This window comes from Nostoc sp. TCL26-01, from assembly GCF_013393945.1.
Taxonomy (GTDB): Bacteria; Cyanobacteriota; Cyanobacteriia; order Cyanobacteriales; family Nostocaceae; genus Trichormus.
Genome location: NZ_CP040300.1, coordinates 39,425 through 53,244, shown reverse-complemented (window position 1 = coordinate 53,244; position 13,820 = coordinate 39,425). Strand labels below are relative to the sequence as shown.

The following is a 13,820-nucleotide window of genomic DNA, read 5'->3' as shown; positions in this document are numbered from 1 at the left end:
TGGAGGAAAACGTTTTCCTCCAAATTTTTATCACGACTTTTTACAGGATGGCACGATGTAGCACAGAAGCAAGCTCAGTGTTTTATGATGCTGCTCACTTTCTACACAAGCGATCGCCCTAGCTTTGGTAAAGTCAACTTGACCTTCTCGTAGTGCGCTTATGATCTCAGCAGGCAGATTAGGCATTGGCGTTCTGGACTAATTCGGTAGTTGGAGGAAAACGTTTTCCTCCAAATTTTTATCACGACTTTTTACAGGATGGCACGATGTAGCACAGAAGCAAGCTCAGTGTTTTATGATGCTGCTCACTTTCTACACAAGCGATCGCCCTAGCTTTGGTAAAGTCAACTTGACCTTCTCGTAGTGCGCTTATGATCTCAGCAGGCAGATTAGGCATTGGCGTTCTGGACTAATTCGGTAGTTGGAGGAAAACGTTTTCCTCCAAATTTTTATCACGACTTTTGATAGGATGGCACGATGTAACACAGAAGCAAGCTCAGTGTTTTATGATGCTGCTCACTTTCTACACAAGCGATCGCCCTAGCTTTGGTAAAGTCAACTTGACCTTCTCGTAGTGCGCTTATGATCTCAGCAGGCAGATTAGGCATTGGCGTTCTGGACTAATTCGGTAGTTGGAGGAAAACGTTTTCCTCCAAATTTTTATCACGACTTTTGATAGGATGGCACGATGTAACACAGAAGCAAGCTCAGTGTTTTATGATGCTGCTCACTTTCTACACAAGCGATCGCCCTAGCTTTGGTAAAGTCAACTTGACCTTCTCGTAGTGCGCTTATGATCTCAGCAGGCAGATTAGGCATTGGCGTTCTGGACTAATTCGGTAGTTGGAGGAAAACGTTTTCCTCCAAATTTTTATCACGACTTTTGATAGGATGGCACGATGTAACACAGAAGCAAGCTCAGTGTTTTATGATGCTGCTCACTTTCTACACAAGCGATCGCCCTAGCTTTGGTAAAGTCAACTTGACCTTCTCGTAGTGCGCTTATGATCTCAGCAGGCAGATTAGGCATTGGCGTTCTGGACTAATTCGGTAGTTGGAGGAAAACGTTTTCCTCCAAATTTTTATCACGACTTTTGATAGGATGGCACGATGTAACACAGAAGCAAGCTCAGTGTTTTATGATGCTGCTCACTTTCTACACAAGCGATCGCCCTAGCTTTGGTAAAGTCAACTTGACCTTCTCGTAGTGCGCTTATGATCTCAGCAGGCAGATTAGGCATTGGCGTTCTGGACTAATTCGGTAGTTGGAGGAAAACGTTTTCCTCCACTTTTTGACCGCGATTTTTGGCAGGGTTGGCACGATACAGCAGAAAATATTTTCTCTGTTTCATCAGACATTCGGGCAAATACAAGCGATTTTACTTACTTCGAGCCTGATGCGACTTTTATCATCTCTAATCTAATATTTGTTTTTGTCAGAGGTTTAATACCTTACTCATCAATCTTTTTAACTAAAATAATGGGTCTGAAGCCCCGTCCTTCTAGGACGGCTTTTTATTGATTTTCAACTTCCGAACTAATTCTCTAAGCACGTCAGACTTTGTTCTTTTGGTTGCTTGGCAGTACTCCTCAAGGTGTGTCAACTCCTCTTGCGTTAACCGAAAAAACACGCTTTTATCCATTGTCTTGTATATCGAAATGATATATAATCATAACAGATTTCAACAAAAGCAATGAAAGCCAGATATCAATTCCGCTTCTACCCAACAGACCAACAACAACAGCTTTTAGCTCAGTTGTTTGGATGCGTGCGTGTAGCCTGGAATGACGCACTGGCTATTTGCAAACAATCCGAAAAACTTCCCAAGAATAGCGAATTACAAAAGCTTGTAATTACACAATCCAAAAAGACTGATGAACGCTCATGGTTATCTGATGTTTCAGTAACTCCATTACAGCAGTCAGTAGCCGATCTAGGAGTTGCTTATAAGAACTTTTTTGATTCGCTCAAGGGGAAACGAAAAGGCAAAAAAGTAGGAACTCCGCGATTTAAGAGGAAGACAAGCAAGCAGTCTGCAAGATTCACTCTAAACAGTTTTTCAATCAAAGGAGATGAAATATATCTAGCCAAAATTGGTAATGTTAGACCTATTTGGTCAAGACAATTACCATTGCCACGACTCTAAACGGACACGGATCGATCATAAGACTACTTCGGTAGCAAGTTGAAATGATGTGTCAAGAATCCCCACGCCTTTAGGATGGGGAGTATGTCAATAAATCTTCTATCTGAGAAAGCAGATTATCTAACTTAGCTCGTTTATCTGGGTCATTCCAAATATCAGCTTTCTTTAATTGTTGACCAATTTGAGAATATCGCTGAACATAGCTACTGGGATTTTCCTTTTCAGTGACATTCAGTTCTTGGATCTTTTTCTTAATTTCGCTCAAACTCAAATTCTGAGATATTGCCAGCTTAAGTAAAGTCTTTCGCTGCTCCTCATTTTTCACACGAGCGATCGCCCTAGCTTTCGTAAACTCAATCTGACCTTCTCTCAGTGCGTTCATTATCTCAGTAGGCAGATTCAGCAATGGTAAACGACTGGTACGAAAGGATTCCACCGAAAACCGACCAATGCCAGCTAGGACTGATTCGATAGTTTGAAGTTGGAGGAAAACGTTTTCCTCCAATTCTTTACCACGGTTTTTTGCATGGTTAGCACGATGCAAGATAGAAGTAATCTCATCATTACTTGTATTGAGGGTAATCGAAAGCAAATCAAGGATTGCTTCGGTTTCCTCTATAGGGTTTAAATCCTCACGTTGCAGGTTTTCAATTAGAGCGACTTGCAGAGCCTGCTGATCATCAAGCTCCCTAATAACTACAGGAACATCAGGTAATTTAAGTTCTTGTGCTGCTCGATAGCGCCTTTCCCCCGCAACTAATTCATAATTCCCATTTGGCAATAGCCGAACCAGTAAAGGTTCTAAAATGCCATGCTCTTGAATTGATTTGACTAACTGAGCTTGCTTAGTGGGGTCAAAGTAGCGACGCGGTTGTTTAACTGGAAGTTGAATTTGTTCAATTGGTATCGTTTGCGAAGATTGAACACTTGCTGGATCTGTAATAAATTTTTGGGCAATAGAAGCAGCAAGCCCTTGACTGAGTGGTTGCCTTGCTTTAGGCATTCAGAACCTCCAAGGCATTCTTAAATAGTTGCTCAATTTCACGTCTAGCGATTCCTGCTGTAGAGCCAGATAAATCAAAGACTGTAGCGTTTTGTCCGTAGCAGTCAGCGATAACTTGTCGCTGATGAAGCACATTTTCTAGGACACTCACATTTGGCATGAGTCGTAGCACTTCGATCGCTTCATCCTTTAATTTAGTTCCTTTCACTGCCCGATTTACAAACATCACTGCCTTTGGCTCTCCACGTCGAATCCTTTGAGCTTGCTGAATCAGCCGTACAGTATCCGAAGCACTTTCCAAATCGACACCCGTAGGTTGGCAAGGAACAATCACTAAATCCGCAGTTAAAATCAATGCTCTAGTTGTTTCGGACAACGCAGCCGGCCCATCAGCAATGACCCAATTGTACTCATCTATCAACTTAGGTAACTCATCCAACAGTACATCAGGTGCTTGAAGAATCTGGCAAGGAACATCTTTTTCTAATCGCGCTAGCCACTTAGAAGATGAGCATTGAGCATCAGCATCTACAACCAGCACAGATTCACCTTTTTTTTGCAGCCAGCGTGCAAGATGTACGGCAACTGTTGACTTACCAGCTCCTCCTTTTTGATTGATAACGGCAATGATTGGCATGAGTTAGGCTCAAAAACACATAGTACAGTTTACGGTAAATCTTCTCTTCTAAAATTTGTATTGTACAAAGCTAGTCATGTTGAACTAGCTAAAATATCCAAAAATAAACAATACTGAACACTCCGATTGGTTAAGCAAAAAAAATCAAAGTATGCCAATCATATAGCGCCAAACCTTCTGCACTAGGCTGATCAGCCCAACCTGTTTTTAGTTTGTTTCTACCATTTCTAGGGTCAATATTCCTTGAGGTTTATTAACGACCAGTTGCATAATATCCAACCACGCAGAACCCATCAAGGTATCGGGAACATCATCCCCAACATGGACAGGAATAATAAACTCGTTAGCATCAATAATTATCCTGCCTTCATACAGATTGAACTGCCCTTCTCCCCGTGCTGTTCTCATGGAAATTTGGGCAGCAATTCTTAACCACTCCAAAGCTTCCAAGTCTTGGGTGTTAATAGCTAGCCACCCCGTAGTAAAACCAGTATCGAATAGAGCTTCGACAGAAAACACATCACCATTGGTAGCAATCAGCTGGATCTCAAACCATAGCTCCCCGTTATCACCGAAAGAACCTACACCCATAGTCTGCCACAGGTTCCAGTGTCATTCAGTCGAAAGATAGTCAGCTTGACATTGGTATCGCCATAAGAATGACGAATTTGTTGGGTTAGTCCTGGCAGGGTTGGATCAATCAGATAATTTTCACTATCAGGGTCGATAGCAATAAACCAGTTATAATGCGTCTCTATCAACTGTTCCCGCAAGCGATCGAACACAGCACGACATCGGACAGCCAGTATATTACTTTGTTCCCGGCGGTGATGAAGTTCTTCCGATGTTATGGTAGACGGTGGTAGGATACGGCTGCGACGACGGGGTGGGAAAACTTGTGTCATATCAACATTTAGGTGCTGGTGTGATTTTATTATGACGTTATTTCAAAGTGTAGATGTTAGGCAAGAGTTACAGAACCAGTTACATATAAATGCTGACAATCAGTTAAAGATACTTTTTGTACCATTGATGCTACCTTCGATACGGATAGTGTTACATATAAATGCTGACAATTAGTTACAGATACTTTTTATACCATTGGCGCTATCTTTGATACGGATAGTGTTACATATAAATGCTGACAATTAGTTACAGATACTTTTTATACCATTGTTGCTATCTTTGATACGGGTAGTATTACAGTTAAATGTTGACAATCAGTTACAGATACTTTGTTATGTAACTGATTGTTCTTGAGGTGTCGATTTTAAATTTTGAGCAAGGCTTTCAATCAGAGAAAAGTTATTTTGGCGGAATTTGGTAAAACCTATCATATTTCATGCCTTTTTTAATCGAGTTATTGAAGCATTTTTAGAAGTTAAATATAGCAATAGCCACAGAGATTAAGCTGCATGAATATAAATTTTTATCTAAAACTAATTAACGCTGGATATCTGCCGTAAGTTTCCAATGTGCCGTAACTATGCCGTAGGCTAAGATGCTTTCATCATCAAACTTGCCGTGATCAAGCAGTGTGCCGTACAAAAACAATAAACCACTTGGAGGCAGTCTCTAAAATTTACGATACTACGGCAGATACTTTACCAATCAGGTAAGAAATAACTATCATTTTGACCAGAATTGAGCTTCTCAACTTGAATTAATTCCTTTAAACCAGCAATTAATTCCTGTTCTGAGTAGCTGGTGAGTCTATCAGCTTTCTTTAAATCACGTAATGTCTTTGGGACTTTATTCCTCACATTTTGAAAGTATTCTAAAACTTTGTTGGCGACTTCACTTAATTGCTGTTGCGGTTTTGATTCTTGACTGCTATCACTCAATTTAAATTCCAAATCGAAAACTCTATCCAGATAAGTCTTTTCATCAGCAATAAAATTAGACTGTTTTGATAATTTAGGCATCAGTGCCACAACAAAACCACCCAGGGAAGCAATCAATATGGGACGTAAGTTTTTATAGGATATAGGTTTTATCTCAAGATATCTAGATTTAATTTCTTCCCTTTCTTGCTTGCCAGGGATAATGTCACCCCTATTTAAAATCAACTCCAGCACCCCATAGGATTCTTGTTCTCTACCATTTTTGATGTACCTGTTACCTAATAACAGTAAATTGAGGCAGAGACGAGTTTGAGAATCCATCTTTTCAATACCCAGTGCAGCCAGATTAAAAGACTGAAGGGAAGCAAAAAACTTGGTATTAAATTCTCTGCCAATTAGTAAGACATCTAACAATTTACTTCCATAATTCCAGTCGGAATAAGCTTTACTGAGTTGGTCAGCGATAACTAACCAATCATCCAAAATCAGAATTAGCGGTGGTAATGATTCCCGCTTATGTTCAGGTAACTGCTTACGTTGCTTGTAAGAGTTATAAAAGTGATCAATTGTACGTTTAGCTGATTCTGGTTGCTCCTGATCAAAGACAATAACTCTACCTTTGTCCCGTAAACCGCAAAAGCGATCATTTTTTGCACTGATTACCCAAATATCAGCACTATTATCATCATCCAGAATCCTTTGAATCAAGTAATCAAGGGTAACGGATTTCCCTGAGCCTGGGGCAGCAACTAAGGCAGTAGAACCATCAGAACGGGCTATGGTTTGCAGAGTAGTGAGTGCTTCCGTCTCTGATGAGTGAAGATAATCACCTGTTGACACTGGTTGAGGTGCAAATGTTGACTGTTGCACTTGTTCTTGCACAGTTCCGGGTGTGCCATGTGGTAATTGTGCGGCTGGCTGTTGCTGTGGCTCAAATTTCTCAAAGCTCTGCCCCCCATCTAACAAGTGACCAAACTCGTAATAATCATCAGCCGACATAGCCATGAGTAGGGCTGTCTGCTGTTGTGGGGTAATGCTGGCGATAAATTGCTGTCTGGCTTCTGCAATTTTGATGCCACGCAAGTATTTCAGCAGTTCGTTACCAGACAGGTCTAACAGTTGCTCACCAAGTTTTACACTGTAAGATGCTCTAATACCTTCAAACTGTTTGGTAGCTCGGTAATGAGGTCTGATATCTGCTAGATAATCCTGTGCCTTACTGGTGGCCCACAAACCTATCCCCCCGAATGCGATCGCTGCAATACCCAAATGAATCTTAAATGGGTTGTCGGCTGGCAGTTCACGGAAGACATACAAACTTTCATGCTGGAGGAATGCCCAAGGGTTATAGTTTGGGTTGCTGGTGCGGTACTGATTAGCCTTCAAATATGGTTCGGGAATTTGCGATCGCTGTTCGTACTTACAATATTTTTTACCCAGCAATAGTTCTTCTGGGCTGCCCTCACCTGCGAGTATGGGTGCATCGTGGATTCTGGCTGACTTCGGGTAAAAACAAATCTCTTTCTTAGCCATGCCGTCGCCAATATGACCAGCAATGGCACAAACCAAAGCACCTGCCACAGACAGTTTAACAATCAAACCTAAACGCAGTGGCAGGCTGTAGGTGCGTTGATTAAGTTCAGTTGGTTTAACATCTTTCATTATCTCTTTTTCCGTAAAAATAAAAACAGTGCTATGGCAGCACATACGGAAAAGCCCAACAAAAAGCCAAAATGATTTTGACTGGGTTGCTGAATGCCTTCAAACTCTCTCACCTGCTGGGTAAATACTTGGAAACTGCCACGGGCTACAAAGTCCATCTGTTGGGCATCCCCGGTTAGCTTACTCGAACTAGCAGCCAACATCGCGGTACGAGTCACACCAATAGCCAACTTTTGACGGTCGGTAATTTTGGGAATCAGACTATTTTCAAAGCGCAGGTAGCAGAGGGTAGCAGCCAAAGAAGCACCCACTGGTAAGCCTGCTACCACTGCCGGGAACATTCCTACACTGCCAGCCAGATACAAAGATTGCGTTGAGGTGAGTTGAAAACCTGCTAAAACTGCACCTTGGGCAATACCACGAAATATGGTGATAGAAGTGTCAGTGGAGGCGATCGCTTGTTGGACTTGTTCACTATCGTATTCATCCCCAGTTAAAGATATAGGCGAATCATCAACAATCTCAGCATCAAAATAAATAGGTGTTTTCTGATTTTTGGTTAGCATTGGCCAAACCTTGTAAAGAATTATCCCCAGGAGTGAACCCAATATCGTTCGGTTAAGACATCTCTTCGCTCTCGCCAGCAGAGGAGCGGGGGAGCAGAGGAGAACGAAGAGCTAGAGGGGCAGGGGGACAGAGCTTTCAAGGGTAGGGGTTTTAAAATCTCGAAAATAGTTGAGAAATTTCTCAACTGTTTAACGTGGTTTGGTCGTTTCAGGATTTAAGCATCGGCTAAAATAGTCAAAAAATGACCAAGTACAAAATCCGGCGTTGCACAAATGCGGGATGAATCGGCGCTCGAAATCATTGATAACTCGTTCCAAATTGGGCAACATCATCCCATGATTCAGCAACGCCCAAAATCCCTACCCTTGAAAGGGGGGGGGGTAGAGTAGGAGACTCAGTATAGGCTTGCTCCTCTGCTCCTCAGCCCCTCCGCTCCCCTACACCCCTGCTTGCCCTCATGAGCAAATTTCTTTCCTGAACGGTATTGAGGGTTGACCCCTGAGAATTTACTAGTTAGTCAATCAACCGTCTAAAGAAACCTTTGACACCGCGCATGGCGTTAGAACCGTGTCTGTGAATGTCCTTGAGTGTTTCTTTGGCTCGGTCTGCGGGTGAAAGACCTTGCTGTTTGTCCTTTACCTGCTGCCAAACCTGAGATTGTGCCTTGGTAGCATCAATCTCAATCACTCTGAGCGTTGCACGGTGCGATTCACCAAGCAGGTTAAGCGTCCGTCCGTGCCGAAACTGTTCTTGGGCTAACTGGTTATCAGATGCAATAACCTTTTGCTGAAGACCATAGCCCAAACGGGCATCGCTAACTCTGACCTTTGACCAACCATCAGCCATTTTGTTGATACTTGTACCTGCGGCTGTGAGAAACTGGGTTTCTTCTGCCATGACTGCCTCAGTTGCTTGTAAACCTTGGTTGAGGTTGCCAAATACTGCTTTAGCATTTTGGGCGCGTTGAGTTTGTCTAATTCGGAAATCAGCCACCTCTGCGGCAGCTGTCTCGTTGCCGTCGAGTGCTTGAAATATAGTTTCTTGGCTGATGTTGGTTAAGGACTTTAAAGCAGCATAGGTGACAGGTGCATCCAGCTTGAGTTTTACGGTTCGGTTCATGATTTACACTCCAAATTCATAGCAGTGCCATAGAGATACAAAGAATACCGTTCGTGGTCGTTGGCACTGAAAAAAGGAGTGTGAAGAGGGCAAGCCAGAGGAGAAGCGATGCCTAGTTGTGTGTACCCATCCCAAGACGGATCATCAATCTCAATCTTTGATGTGAGTTCAGGCAAATATCTACAAAAGCCGTTTGCTTCGTCACTAAGACAAATATAATTAATGACTACTTCTATGGTTCCCATGCTCCTAACTCCTTAAGTCTGTTAAAGATGTCACTAGCCTGCTGTTTAGTAGCACCATCAGCAATATCAGAGAGTGCTGTCTCATCTCCTTGTGCAAGCCTCCAAATAGTTTCGTCCGGTAGTTCTCCTCCAAAATTTCCTAAAAACTGCCCATGAGTTAAAGGGTTTGGCGTTTCGTCAATTGTTTGGAATTGGTCATAAATTCCTTCAGATTGCAGGTATGGTAGTGCTTCTTGAATAATCTGCTGCTGCTGGGGAGTTCTGCCTAAGTCTGGTTGAAATGGATCATCATTAGCCACAATAAATGCTGCTGACTGAGCCAGTTCTTCTGGGCATCCGTTATTAGTTAGCGCGTTCAAGGTTACAGAAAAGATGTTGTCGCTCATCTTGCTAAGATCCTTTATATTGATACCTGATGCTATAGAAAAGCGATTCGCATTACTGATTGGCTGTCTTTGGGTGCAATCGCCTTTAATTTGACATTCTGATTGCAAAGTATTGAAAAACTGACGAACATCGCCCAAAGTGACATCAGAATCAAATTGCAAAGCTTGGTATTGTGGATCTTGATGAATTTGTCTGAGCAATTGTTGGGCTTGTACAACCAATTCCGGTAGTGACTGCTGACTCATATTCACCTCACAATAAGGATAATTGCAGTGATTGTTGGTTGACTACATAACTATTTGTAGATAAACCTTCTACGGCATAACAACGAGTAGTTAAAGCTTTGTGATTCAGATGCAGGTCAGCCTTCTTTCGCTGTCCAGAAAGAGGACGGAAGATATACTGTGGAGCGTTAATTGTGCCTGTTTTGTACAGGTATCGGTATAAAGTTCGATCTATTTGATAAACGCCCGATTGAGTTAGTAATGTTGAATCATGAATGCGAGTGAGATTTTGCATTAGTTTTCACTCCCACTTTTTAACGAACGAACAAGAGTGTCACCGTAGTTCACCAACAGGATGGTAAATAGTTGTGAATATGTATTGATTCCTGTTTGCTCAATGATTTCCTTGGCTAATGGTATGTGTTTCTCGTCCAAGACTACACGGGTCTGATTCATAACTTAAGACTCCTAACTAATAGCTGACCTTTCGGTTTTTCGGTAGCTTGTTCTGGTTGAGATATTTGTGGAATTGATGCAAGATTTTCTGTTTCAATTTTTGGAGGCTGAGGCAAAACATTCATCGTATTGCCTGCTAGATATTCACTAATCAAGAGATTGGTGGCAGATGCAACGCTAATTCCTCTTTCGGTTGCATATTGGGATACCCAGACTGAATGACGTTTATCTAGTCTCACTTTGAAATTAACTGCCTCAGTTTGAGGCAAAGATGAAAGATTTAAATGCCATTGATGTCTGATTGCGTCCAATAGCAGATTTACAGTGTCACTCAATTTGGAATAGTTAAGTGAAAGACGGACTCCTTCAACTTTGTGAGCTACTTGAGCCGCTAAACGTACTTGCATTTTACATAGCCAACAATGCTTGAATGTTTGATAGTTGGGGATTGACAGGAATGTAAAATCCTTGCTTGGTACTCAGTTTTTGACGGACTAAATTAGCGCAGCCACCAATCAGCATCACGTTGGTAACATCGGCAAGATAATCATTAGCAGCTGTGGTGATGCTATCCATCAGATTGTTAAACCAGTTTTCTAACAACCCTGGAAAGACTGAGCTAAAGTCATATTTACGTCCGTAGGTGAAAGAGCCATCAGCAATAGCATCCATCATCTTCGCCACTTTAAAAGCAACGTTATCGCGCTTGGCGTAACTCTGCATCAAATCACTATTGATGATGTCGTTAGTCAAAGAGACACCACCCACTTTAGGAATTGAACGACGGGTGAGAATTTCCGAGGATGGGGTGATAACGACATAATTAGTTGTGCCACCGCCGATATCAATAGCGAGTGTGTCGCCATCCATGTCAAGTTTGCCGTTTCTGTAAGCATTAATTACAGCCACATCTGTCTCAAGGAAAAATTCAACGTTTTTGATTCGATGTCTGTAGTTTGTGCCGTTGACGTTAATTTGATGCTCTGCAACTAGAGTCCGTCTGATTGTGTCTTCATGCCATTGAGAATGTTCTGGGACGAGAAACCGAACAACACCATCAAAATCCTGCCGCAATCCAGCCAAAGTAAACGGTTTAAAGAATTCTGGCAGGTCTTTACCTCTTTCTGCTGCTGTTTGTGAATTTTTCTGCTTGGTGGCGCGGTCTCCGAGGACTAAAACCTTATCATCAAGTTTGACAGAGGGTGAATCGTCAGTGTCGTAATCTCTGGCGCTGGTATAAGTCACATCTTGGAAGACTGAGCGCATCACGCGAGGTTTTTCACCTTTGAGGGCGGTGATACTGCTGTAGTTTCCGATATCTGCACAGTAAATATTGATCACTTGCAATCTCCTATTAAAGCTAGTAGCAGCCAAACATTTATATTGATGTGGCTGTTGCTAACCGTCTTCAGATAGCTGAGTGCGATATTCACTCTTACTTTCCTGGTCTTGGATTTGCTAAAGTCCTAGTCACATTTACAGAAGTGCTTTACCACAGGAATACTTATTAAGTCATAGTTACTATGGTTTGGTTATAAATTATTCGTTAAACGTCTATTAACTACACGATAGCAGCTAGTTGCTTAGTGTACAAGTTGACTAGCTATTTAACTTACTTATCAATTAGAGCTGTAAAATAATTGTCAGCTTATAGTCTATACAACTAAGCAACTAGTTGATATATTGGTGCTTAAGAGAATCAGGTGTATGAAGTTGATTTGTAAACTTAAAGATTTAATGGAAGAGAGGCAGATTAGCCAATTAGCACTAGCAGAAGCTACGGGATTAGCCCCAGGCACAATTGGAAAACTTTATCGTAATCAGGTGACTAGAATTGATGAAAAAACTTTGAAACAATTGTGTAGATACTTTGAGCTAAAAAGTATCGCTGATATTTTTGAAATTCAATGGGAACAAGGAGATTACAAAGTGTGACTGAAACGCCAAACAATTATGACAGGCAACCATCAAGCAGACAAAGACAACAAAACTAGTGGTCGCCAAACGTGACGGAGGAAAATCAACCAAACAAACCAAACGATGATTTTGATCCAGTGTCAGACCCAAGGGACTGGTCAGCAGCCGAAACAGAATTAGCTTGTTTCGCTCTTGCCAGAAGCAAAGGTAAGCAGTTGGTTAAAATCATCAATACTAAAAAACCACCCATGCCATTTATTTGCATTTTTGAGGACTACCCTGAATGACACCTGTAGCTACCCAAATCCCCATCACTGCAATTATCCCCATACTGATTGCTATCGGCGATCGCCAATGGCAGCAGTTTAAAGATTTAGAAGCAGATTTTGTAACTCAAAATGGGGTAGAAGTCTGGCAAGAAGTGTTTAATTTCCGCGTTCTACCTGCGTTAGACAAGGATTCTCATCGTTGGTTGCTAGTTCATTGGTGTGGAGAAGGAATTAACTGGATTAAAAATGTGGCTTAGTGAGAAGCGCTCTCCAGGGCGTGCGCGGAACGCCATCGCTGACGATTAAGCGGGTATACAAAAAATGGGTTAATTGCGCATGAGTAAGACACTCTCAAAATTACTTAACATTTCAGGAGGGCTATTGAAAAAAGCGACCACTCCAGCTAAGGAGCGATCGCTGTTTGTATGTAATTGTTTAAATGTTCGCTTGAATGTTTTAAGCCTACAAGACCAGACAGACAAATCTGTTTTTATACGGTCGAGCCGCTTTTCATGTTACTCTAGCGAGAGTAAGTCTGCACGTAAAACTGCAATCAGTCTTTACAAGGGAGGTAGTAACGACAAAAACAGCATATTCAGATAGTCAGAATAAATGTGAGTCGTTTTAGAACAGTTTCGGTGACATAAAGACTGCCAGGTCAAAACACCAAATTGTTCCAGACAAGCGAGGACTCACCACTCGTAATTAACCTATCGTACCTGTACCTGTACCTGTACCTGTCTGTTGCCAATATTAGCACACAGGCGGGACACTTTATGCTTTTTTTTGGACAAATAGTAAAAAAAGCATCTACCGCTACAAATGATCCCCACTCTGAAGTCAAGCGGAGTATTGGCAAAAGCTATTGAGCCAGAAATAATTGAGGGATGATTTGACGGCTAGATGCCTCGCAGAAGAGGATAACGTCGTGAATAATAGATTTTTTCAATCAAAAACTGGAATTATTACCCTTAAAAAAACAAAGAGGGCTGGTTTCTGCTTGATTTACTACGCACCAGTTAGCGCCAAGGCTTACACCAGTCGCTCTTAAAGTTTTGTCAAGTAAGTAAAAAAAAGAAATCGGCTAGCTGCCCACACGCCAGACATACGTTTAGCGGTTAACGACTAACCGTCACAATTTTTAATAGCAATTTAAATGTAGCAATGTCTGGGTCATAAAAGCAAAATTAGTGCAACTTAAATCAGGTGCATCAACCCTCTAAAACTGACCATGAGATTATCAGACGAAGAATTTCCGCCATTTTCACAAGAAAATTAATTTTTGAGCGAACACGAAATTTTTTGTTTGTAGCCGTTGATGACATCTGAATAAAGCACCGCTA

22 protein-coding genes and 1 pseudogene are annotated in these 13,820 nt (G+C 41.8%); 4 read left to right on the top strand and 19 right to left on the bottom strand.

Going from position 1 to position 13,820, the window contains the following annotated elements; translation table 11 throughout:
• Window positions 1-30: 30 nt before the first annotated feature.
• The 6 genes from FD725_RS31055 to FD725_RS31030 are packed head-to-tail and all read right to left on the bottom strand — an operon-like array spanning window position 31 to window position 1,241.
• Window positions 31-186: a hypothetical protein gene (locus FD725_RS31055; protein ID WP_179052042.1), complete on the bottom strand. Its 156-nt coding sequence runs from the start codon at window positions 184-186 to the stop codon at window positions 31-33.
• Between the two features lie 55 nt (window positions 187-241).
• Window positions 242-397 carry a hypothetical protein gene (locus tag FD725_RS31050; protein ID WP_179052042.1) on the bottom strand — a complete coding sequence of 52 codons (156 nt, stop codon included), beginning with the start codon at window positions 395-397 and terminating at the stop codon, window positions 242-244.
• 55 nt (window positions 398-452) lie between these two features.
• Window positions 453-608: a hypothetical protein gene (locus FD725_RS31045; protein ID WP_179052041.1), complete on the bottom strand. Its 156-nt coding sequence runs from the start codon at window positions 606-608 to the stop codon at window positions 453-455.
• Window positions 609-663: 55 nt separating this feature from the next.
• Window positions 664-819 (bottom strand): hypothetical protein, encoded by a 156-nt coding sequence (locus FD725_RS31040; RefSeq protein WP_179052041.1) that lies wholly within the window; start codon window positions 817-819, stop codon window positions 664-666.
• Window positions 820-874: 55 nt separating this feature from the next.
• Complete coding sequence (locus FD725_RS31035) at window positions 875-1,030, bottom strand: hypothetical protein (RefSeq protein ID WP_179052041.1); 156 nt, start codon at window positions 1,028-1,030, stop codon at window positions 875-877.
• A 55-nt stretch (window positions 1,031-1,085) separates the two neighbouring features.
• The gene (locus FD725_RS31030; protein ID WP_179052041.1) at window positions 1,086-1,241 is read right to left on the bottom strand and encodes a hypothetical protein; all 156 of its coding nucleotides are present in this window, start codon (window positions 1,239-1,241) and stop codon (window positions 1,086-1,088) included.
• 453 nt (window positions 1,242-1,694) lie between these two features.
• Between FD725_RS31030 and FD725_RS31025 the strand changes: the two are divergent.
• Window positions 1,695-2,132 (top strand): annotated as a pseudogene (locus FD725_RS31025) (helix-turn-helix domain-containing protein); the annotation flags it as partial.
• Window positions 2,133-2,217: 85 nt separating this feature from the next.
• Here the strand turns inward: FD725_RS31025 and FD725_RS31020 are convergent.
• From FD725_RS31020 to FD725_RS30960, 13 genes are all read right to left on the bottom strand, one after another.
• The gene (locus tag FD725_RS31020) at window positions 2,218-3,150 is read right to left on the bottom strand and encodes a ParB/RepB/Spo0J family partition protein (protein ID WP_179052040.1); all 933 of its coding nucleotides are present in this window, start codon (window positions 3,148-3,150) and stop codon (window positions 2,218-2,220) included.
• Window positions 3,143-3,787, bottom strand: a complete 645-nt coding sequence (locus tag FD725_RS31015; RefSeq protein ID WP_179052039.1) for an AAA family ATPase — start codon at window positions 3,785-3,787, stop codon at window positions 3,143-3,145. Before FD725_RS31015 ends, FD725_RS31020 begins: the two co-directional genes overlap by 8 nt.
• Window positions 3,788-3,994: 207 nt before the next feature.
• A complete protein-coding gene (locus FD725_RS31010; RefSeq protein ID WP_179052038.1) occupies window positions 3,995-4,378 on the bottom strand; it encodes an aspartyl protease in 384 nt (127 codons plus the stop codon).
• Window positions 4,369-4,692 (bottom strand): hypothetical protein, encoded by a 324-nt coding sequence (locus FD725_RS31005; RefSeq protein WP_179052037.1) that lies wholly within the window; start codon window positions 4,690-4,692, stop codon window positions 4,369-4,371. The genes FD725_RS31010 and FD725_RS31005 overlap by 10 nt, the downstream gene beginning before the upstream one ends.
• A gap of 699 nt (window positions 4,693-5,391) precedes the next feature.
• Window positions 5,392-7,293 carry a hypothetical protein gene (locus FD725_RS31000; protein ID WP_256872046.1) on the bottom strand — a complete coding sequence of 634 codons (1,902 nt, stop codon included), beginning with the start codon at window positions 7,291-7,293 and terminating at the stop codon, window positions 5,392-5,394.
• A complete protein-coding gene (locus FD725_RS30995) occupies window positions 7,293-7,859 on the bottom strand; it encodes a hypothetical protein (protein WP_179052036.1) in 567 nt (188 codons plus the stop codon). Before FD725_RS30995 ends, FD725_RS31000 begins: the two co-directional genes overlap by 1 nt.
• A gap of 514 nt (window positions 7,860-8,373) precedes the next feature.
• Complete coding sequence (locus FD725_RS30990; protein WP_179052035.1) at window positions 8,374-8,979, bottom strand: hypothetical protein; 606 nt, start codon at window positions 8,977-8,979, stop codon at window positions 8,374-8,376.
• Window positions 8,976-9,224 (bottom strand): hypothetical protein, encoded by a 249-nt coding sequence (locus FD725_RS30985; protein ID WP_179052034.1) that lies wholly within the window; start codon window positions 9,222-9,224, stop codon window positions 8,976-8,978. The genes FD725_RS30990 and FD725_RS30985 overlap by 4 nt, the downstream gene beginning before the upstream one ends.
• Window positions 9,212-9,856, bottom strand: coding sequence for a hypothetical protein (locus FD725_RS32890; RefSeq protein WP_256872045.1), 645 nt, complete (start codon window positions 9,854-9,856; stop codon window positions 9,212-9,214). Before FD725_RS32890 ends, FD725_RS30985 begins: the two co-directional genes overlap by 13 nt.
• A 7-nt stretch (window positions 9,857-9,863) precedes the next feature.
• Window positions 9,864-10,130 (bottom strand): hypothetical protein, encoded by a 267-nt coding sequence (locus tag FD725_RS30975; protein ID WP_179052033.1) that lies wholly within the window; start codon window positions 10,128-10,130, stop codon window positions 9,864-9,866.
• Window positions 10,130-10,291, bottom strand: coding sequence for a hypothetical protein (locus FD725_RS30970; RefSeq protein WP_179052032.1), 162 nt, complete (start codon window positions 10,289-10,291; stop codon window positions 10,130-10,132). The genes FD725_RS30975 and FD725_RS30970 overlap by 1 nt, the downstream gene beginning before the upstream one ends.
• The gene (locus tag FD725_RS30965) at window positions 10,288-10,698 is read right to left on the bottom strand and encodes a hypothetical protein (protein WP_179052031.1); all 411 of its coding nucleotides are present in this window, start codon (window positions 10,696-10,698) and stop codon (window positions 10,288-10,290) included. Before FD725_RS30965 ends, FD725_RS30970 begins: the two co-directional genes overlap by 4 nt.
• 1 nt (window position 10,699) lies before the next feature.
• Window positions 10,700-11,632 (bottom strand): ParM/StbA family protein, encoded by a 933-nt coding sequence (locus tag FD725_RS30960; protein WP_179052030.1) that lies wholly within the window; start codon window positions 11,630-11,632, stop codon window positions 10,700-10,702.
• A gap of 366 nt (window positions 11,633-11,998) precedes the next feature.
• On the opposite strand from FD725_RS30960, the gene FD725_RS30955 reads away from it, so the two are divergent.
• From FD725_RS30955 to FD725_RS30945, 3 genes are all read left to right on the top strand, one after another.
• Complete coding sequence (locus tag FD725_RS30955; protein ID WP_179052029.1) at window positions 11,999-12,226, top strand: helix-turn-helix transcriptional regulator; 228 nt, start codon at window positions 11,999-12,001, stop codon at window positions 12,224-12,226.
• Window positions 12,227-12,297: 71 nt separating this feature from the next.
• Complete coding sequence (locus tag FD725_RS30950; RefSeq protein WP_179052028.1) at window positions 12,298-12,495, top strand: hypothetical protein; 198 nt, start codon at window positions 12,298-12,300, stop codon at window positions 12,493-12,495.
• Window positions 12,492-12,734 (top strand): hypothetical protein, encoded by a 243-nt coding sequence (locus tag FD725_RS30945; protein ID WP_179052027.1) that lies wholly within the window; start codon window positions 12,492-12,494, stop codon window positions 12,732-12,734. The genes FD725_RS30950 and FD725_RS30945 overlap by 4 nt, the downstream gene beginning before the upstream one ends.
• Window positions 12,735-13,820: the final 1,086 nt, after the last annotated feature.

Coding starts and splice junctions, on each gene's coding strand:
- FD725_RS31055 (WP_179052042.1), bottom strand. CDS start 186: ATGCCTAATCTGCCTGCTGAGATCATAAGCGCACTACGAGAAGGTCAA.
- FD725_RS31050 (WP_179052042.1), bottom strand. CDS start 397: ATGCCTAATCTGCCTGCTGAGATCATAAGCGCACTACGAGAAGGTCAA.
- FD725_RS31045 (WP_179052041.1), bottom strand. CDS start 608: ATGCCTAATCTGCCTGCTGAGATCATAAGCGCACTACGAGAAGGTCAA.
- FD725_RS31040 (WP_179052041.1), bottom strand. CDS start 819: ATGCCTAATCTGCCTGCTGAGATCATAAGCGCACTACGAGAAGGTCAA.
- FD725_RS31035 (WP_179052041.1), bottom strand. CDS start 1,030: ATGCCTAATCTGCCTGCTGAGATCATAAGCGCACTACGAGAAGGTCAA.
- FD725_RS31030 (WP_179052041.1), bottom strand. CDS start 1,241: ATGCCTAATCTGCCTGCTGAGATCATAAGCGCACTACGAGAAGGTCAA.
- FD725_RS31020 (WP_179052040.1), bottom strand. CDS start 3,150: ATGCCTAAAGCAAGGCAACCACTCAGTCAAGGGCTTGCTGCTTCTATT.
- FD725_RS31015 (WP_179052039.1), bottom strand. CDS start 3,787: ATGCCAATCATTGCCGTTATCAATCAAAAAGGAGGAGCTGGTAAGTCA.
- FD725_RS31010 (WP_179052038.1), bottom strand. CDS start 4,378: ATGGGTGTAGGTTCTTTCGGTGATAACGGGGAGCTATGGTTTGAGATC.
- FD725_RS31005 (WP_179052037.1), bottom strand. CDS start 4,692: ATGACACAAGTTTTCCCACCCCGTCGTCGCAGCCGTATCCTACCACCG.
- FD725_RS31000 (WP_256872046.1), bottom strand. CDS start 7,293: ATGAAAGATGTTAAACCAACTGAACTTAATCAACGCACCTACAGCCTG.
- FD725_RS30995 (WP_179052036.1), bottom strand. CDS start 7,859: ATGCTAACCAAAAATCAGAAAACACCTATTTATTTTGATGCTGAGATT.
- FD725_RS30990 (WP_179052035.1), bottom strand. CDS start 8,979: ATGAACCGAACCGTAAAACTCAAGCTGGATGCACCTGTCACCTATGCT.
- FD725_RS30985 (WP_179052034.1), bottom strand. CDS start 9,224: ATGGGAACCATAGAAGTAGTCATTAATTATATTTGTCTTAGTGACGAA.
- FD725_RS32890 (WP_256872045.1), bottom strand. CDS start 9,856: ATGAGTCAGCAGTCACTACCGGAATTGGTTGTACAAGCCCAACAATTG.
- FD725_RS30975 (WP_179052033.1), bottom strand. CDS start 10,130: ATGCAAAATCTCACTCGCATTCATGATTCAACATTACTAACTCAATCG.
- FD725_RS30970 (WP_179052032.1), bottom strand. CDS start 10,291: ATGAATCAGACCCGTGTAGTCTTGGACGAGAAACACATACCATTAGCC.
- FD725_RS30965 (WP_179052031.1), bottom strand. CDS start 10,698: ATGCAAGTACGTTTAGCGGCTCAAGTAGCTCACAAAGTTGAAGGAGTC.
- FD725_RS30955 (WP_179052029.1), top strand. CDS start 11,999: ATGAAGTTGATTTGTAAACTTAAAGATTTAATGGAAGAGAGGCAGATT.
- FD725_RS30945 (WP_179052027.1), top strand. CDS start 12,492: ATGACACCTGTAGCTACCCAAATCCCCATCACTGCAATTATCCCCATA.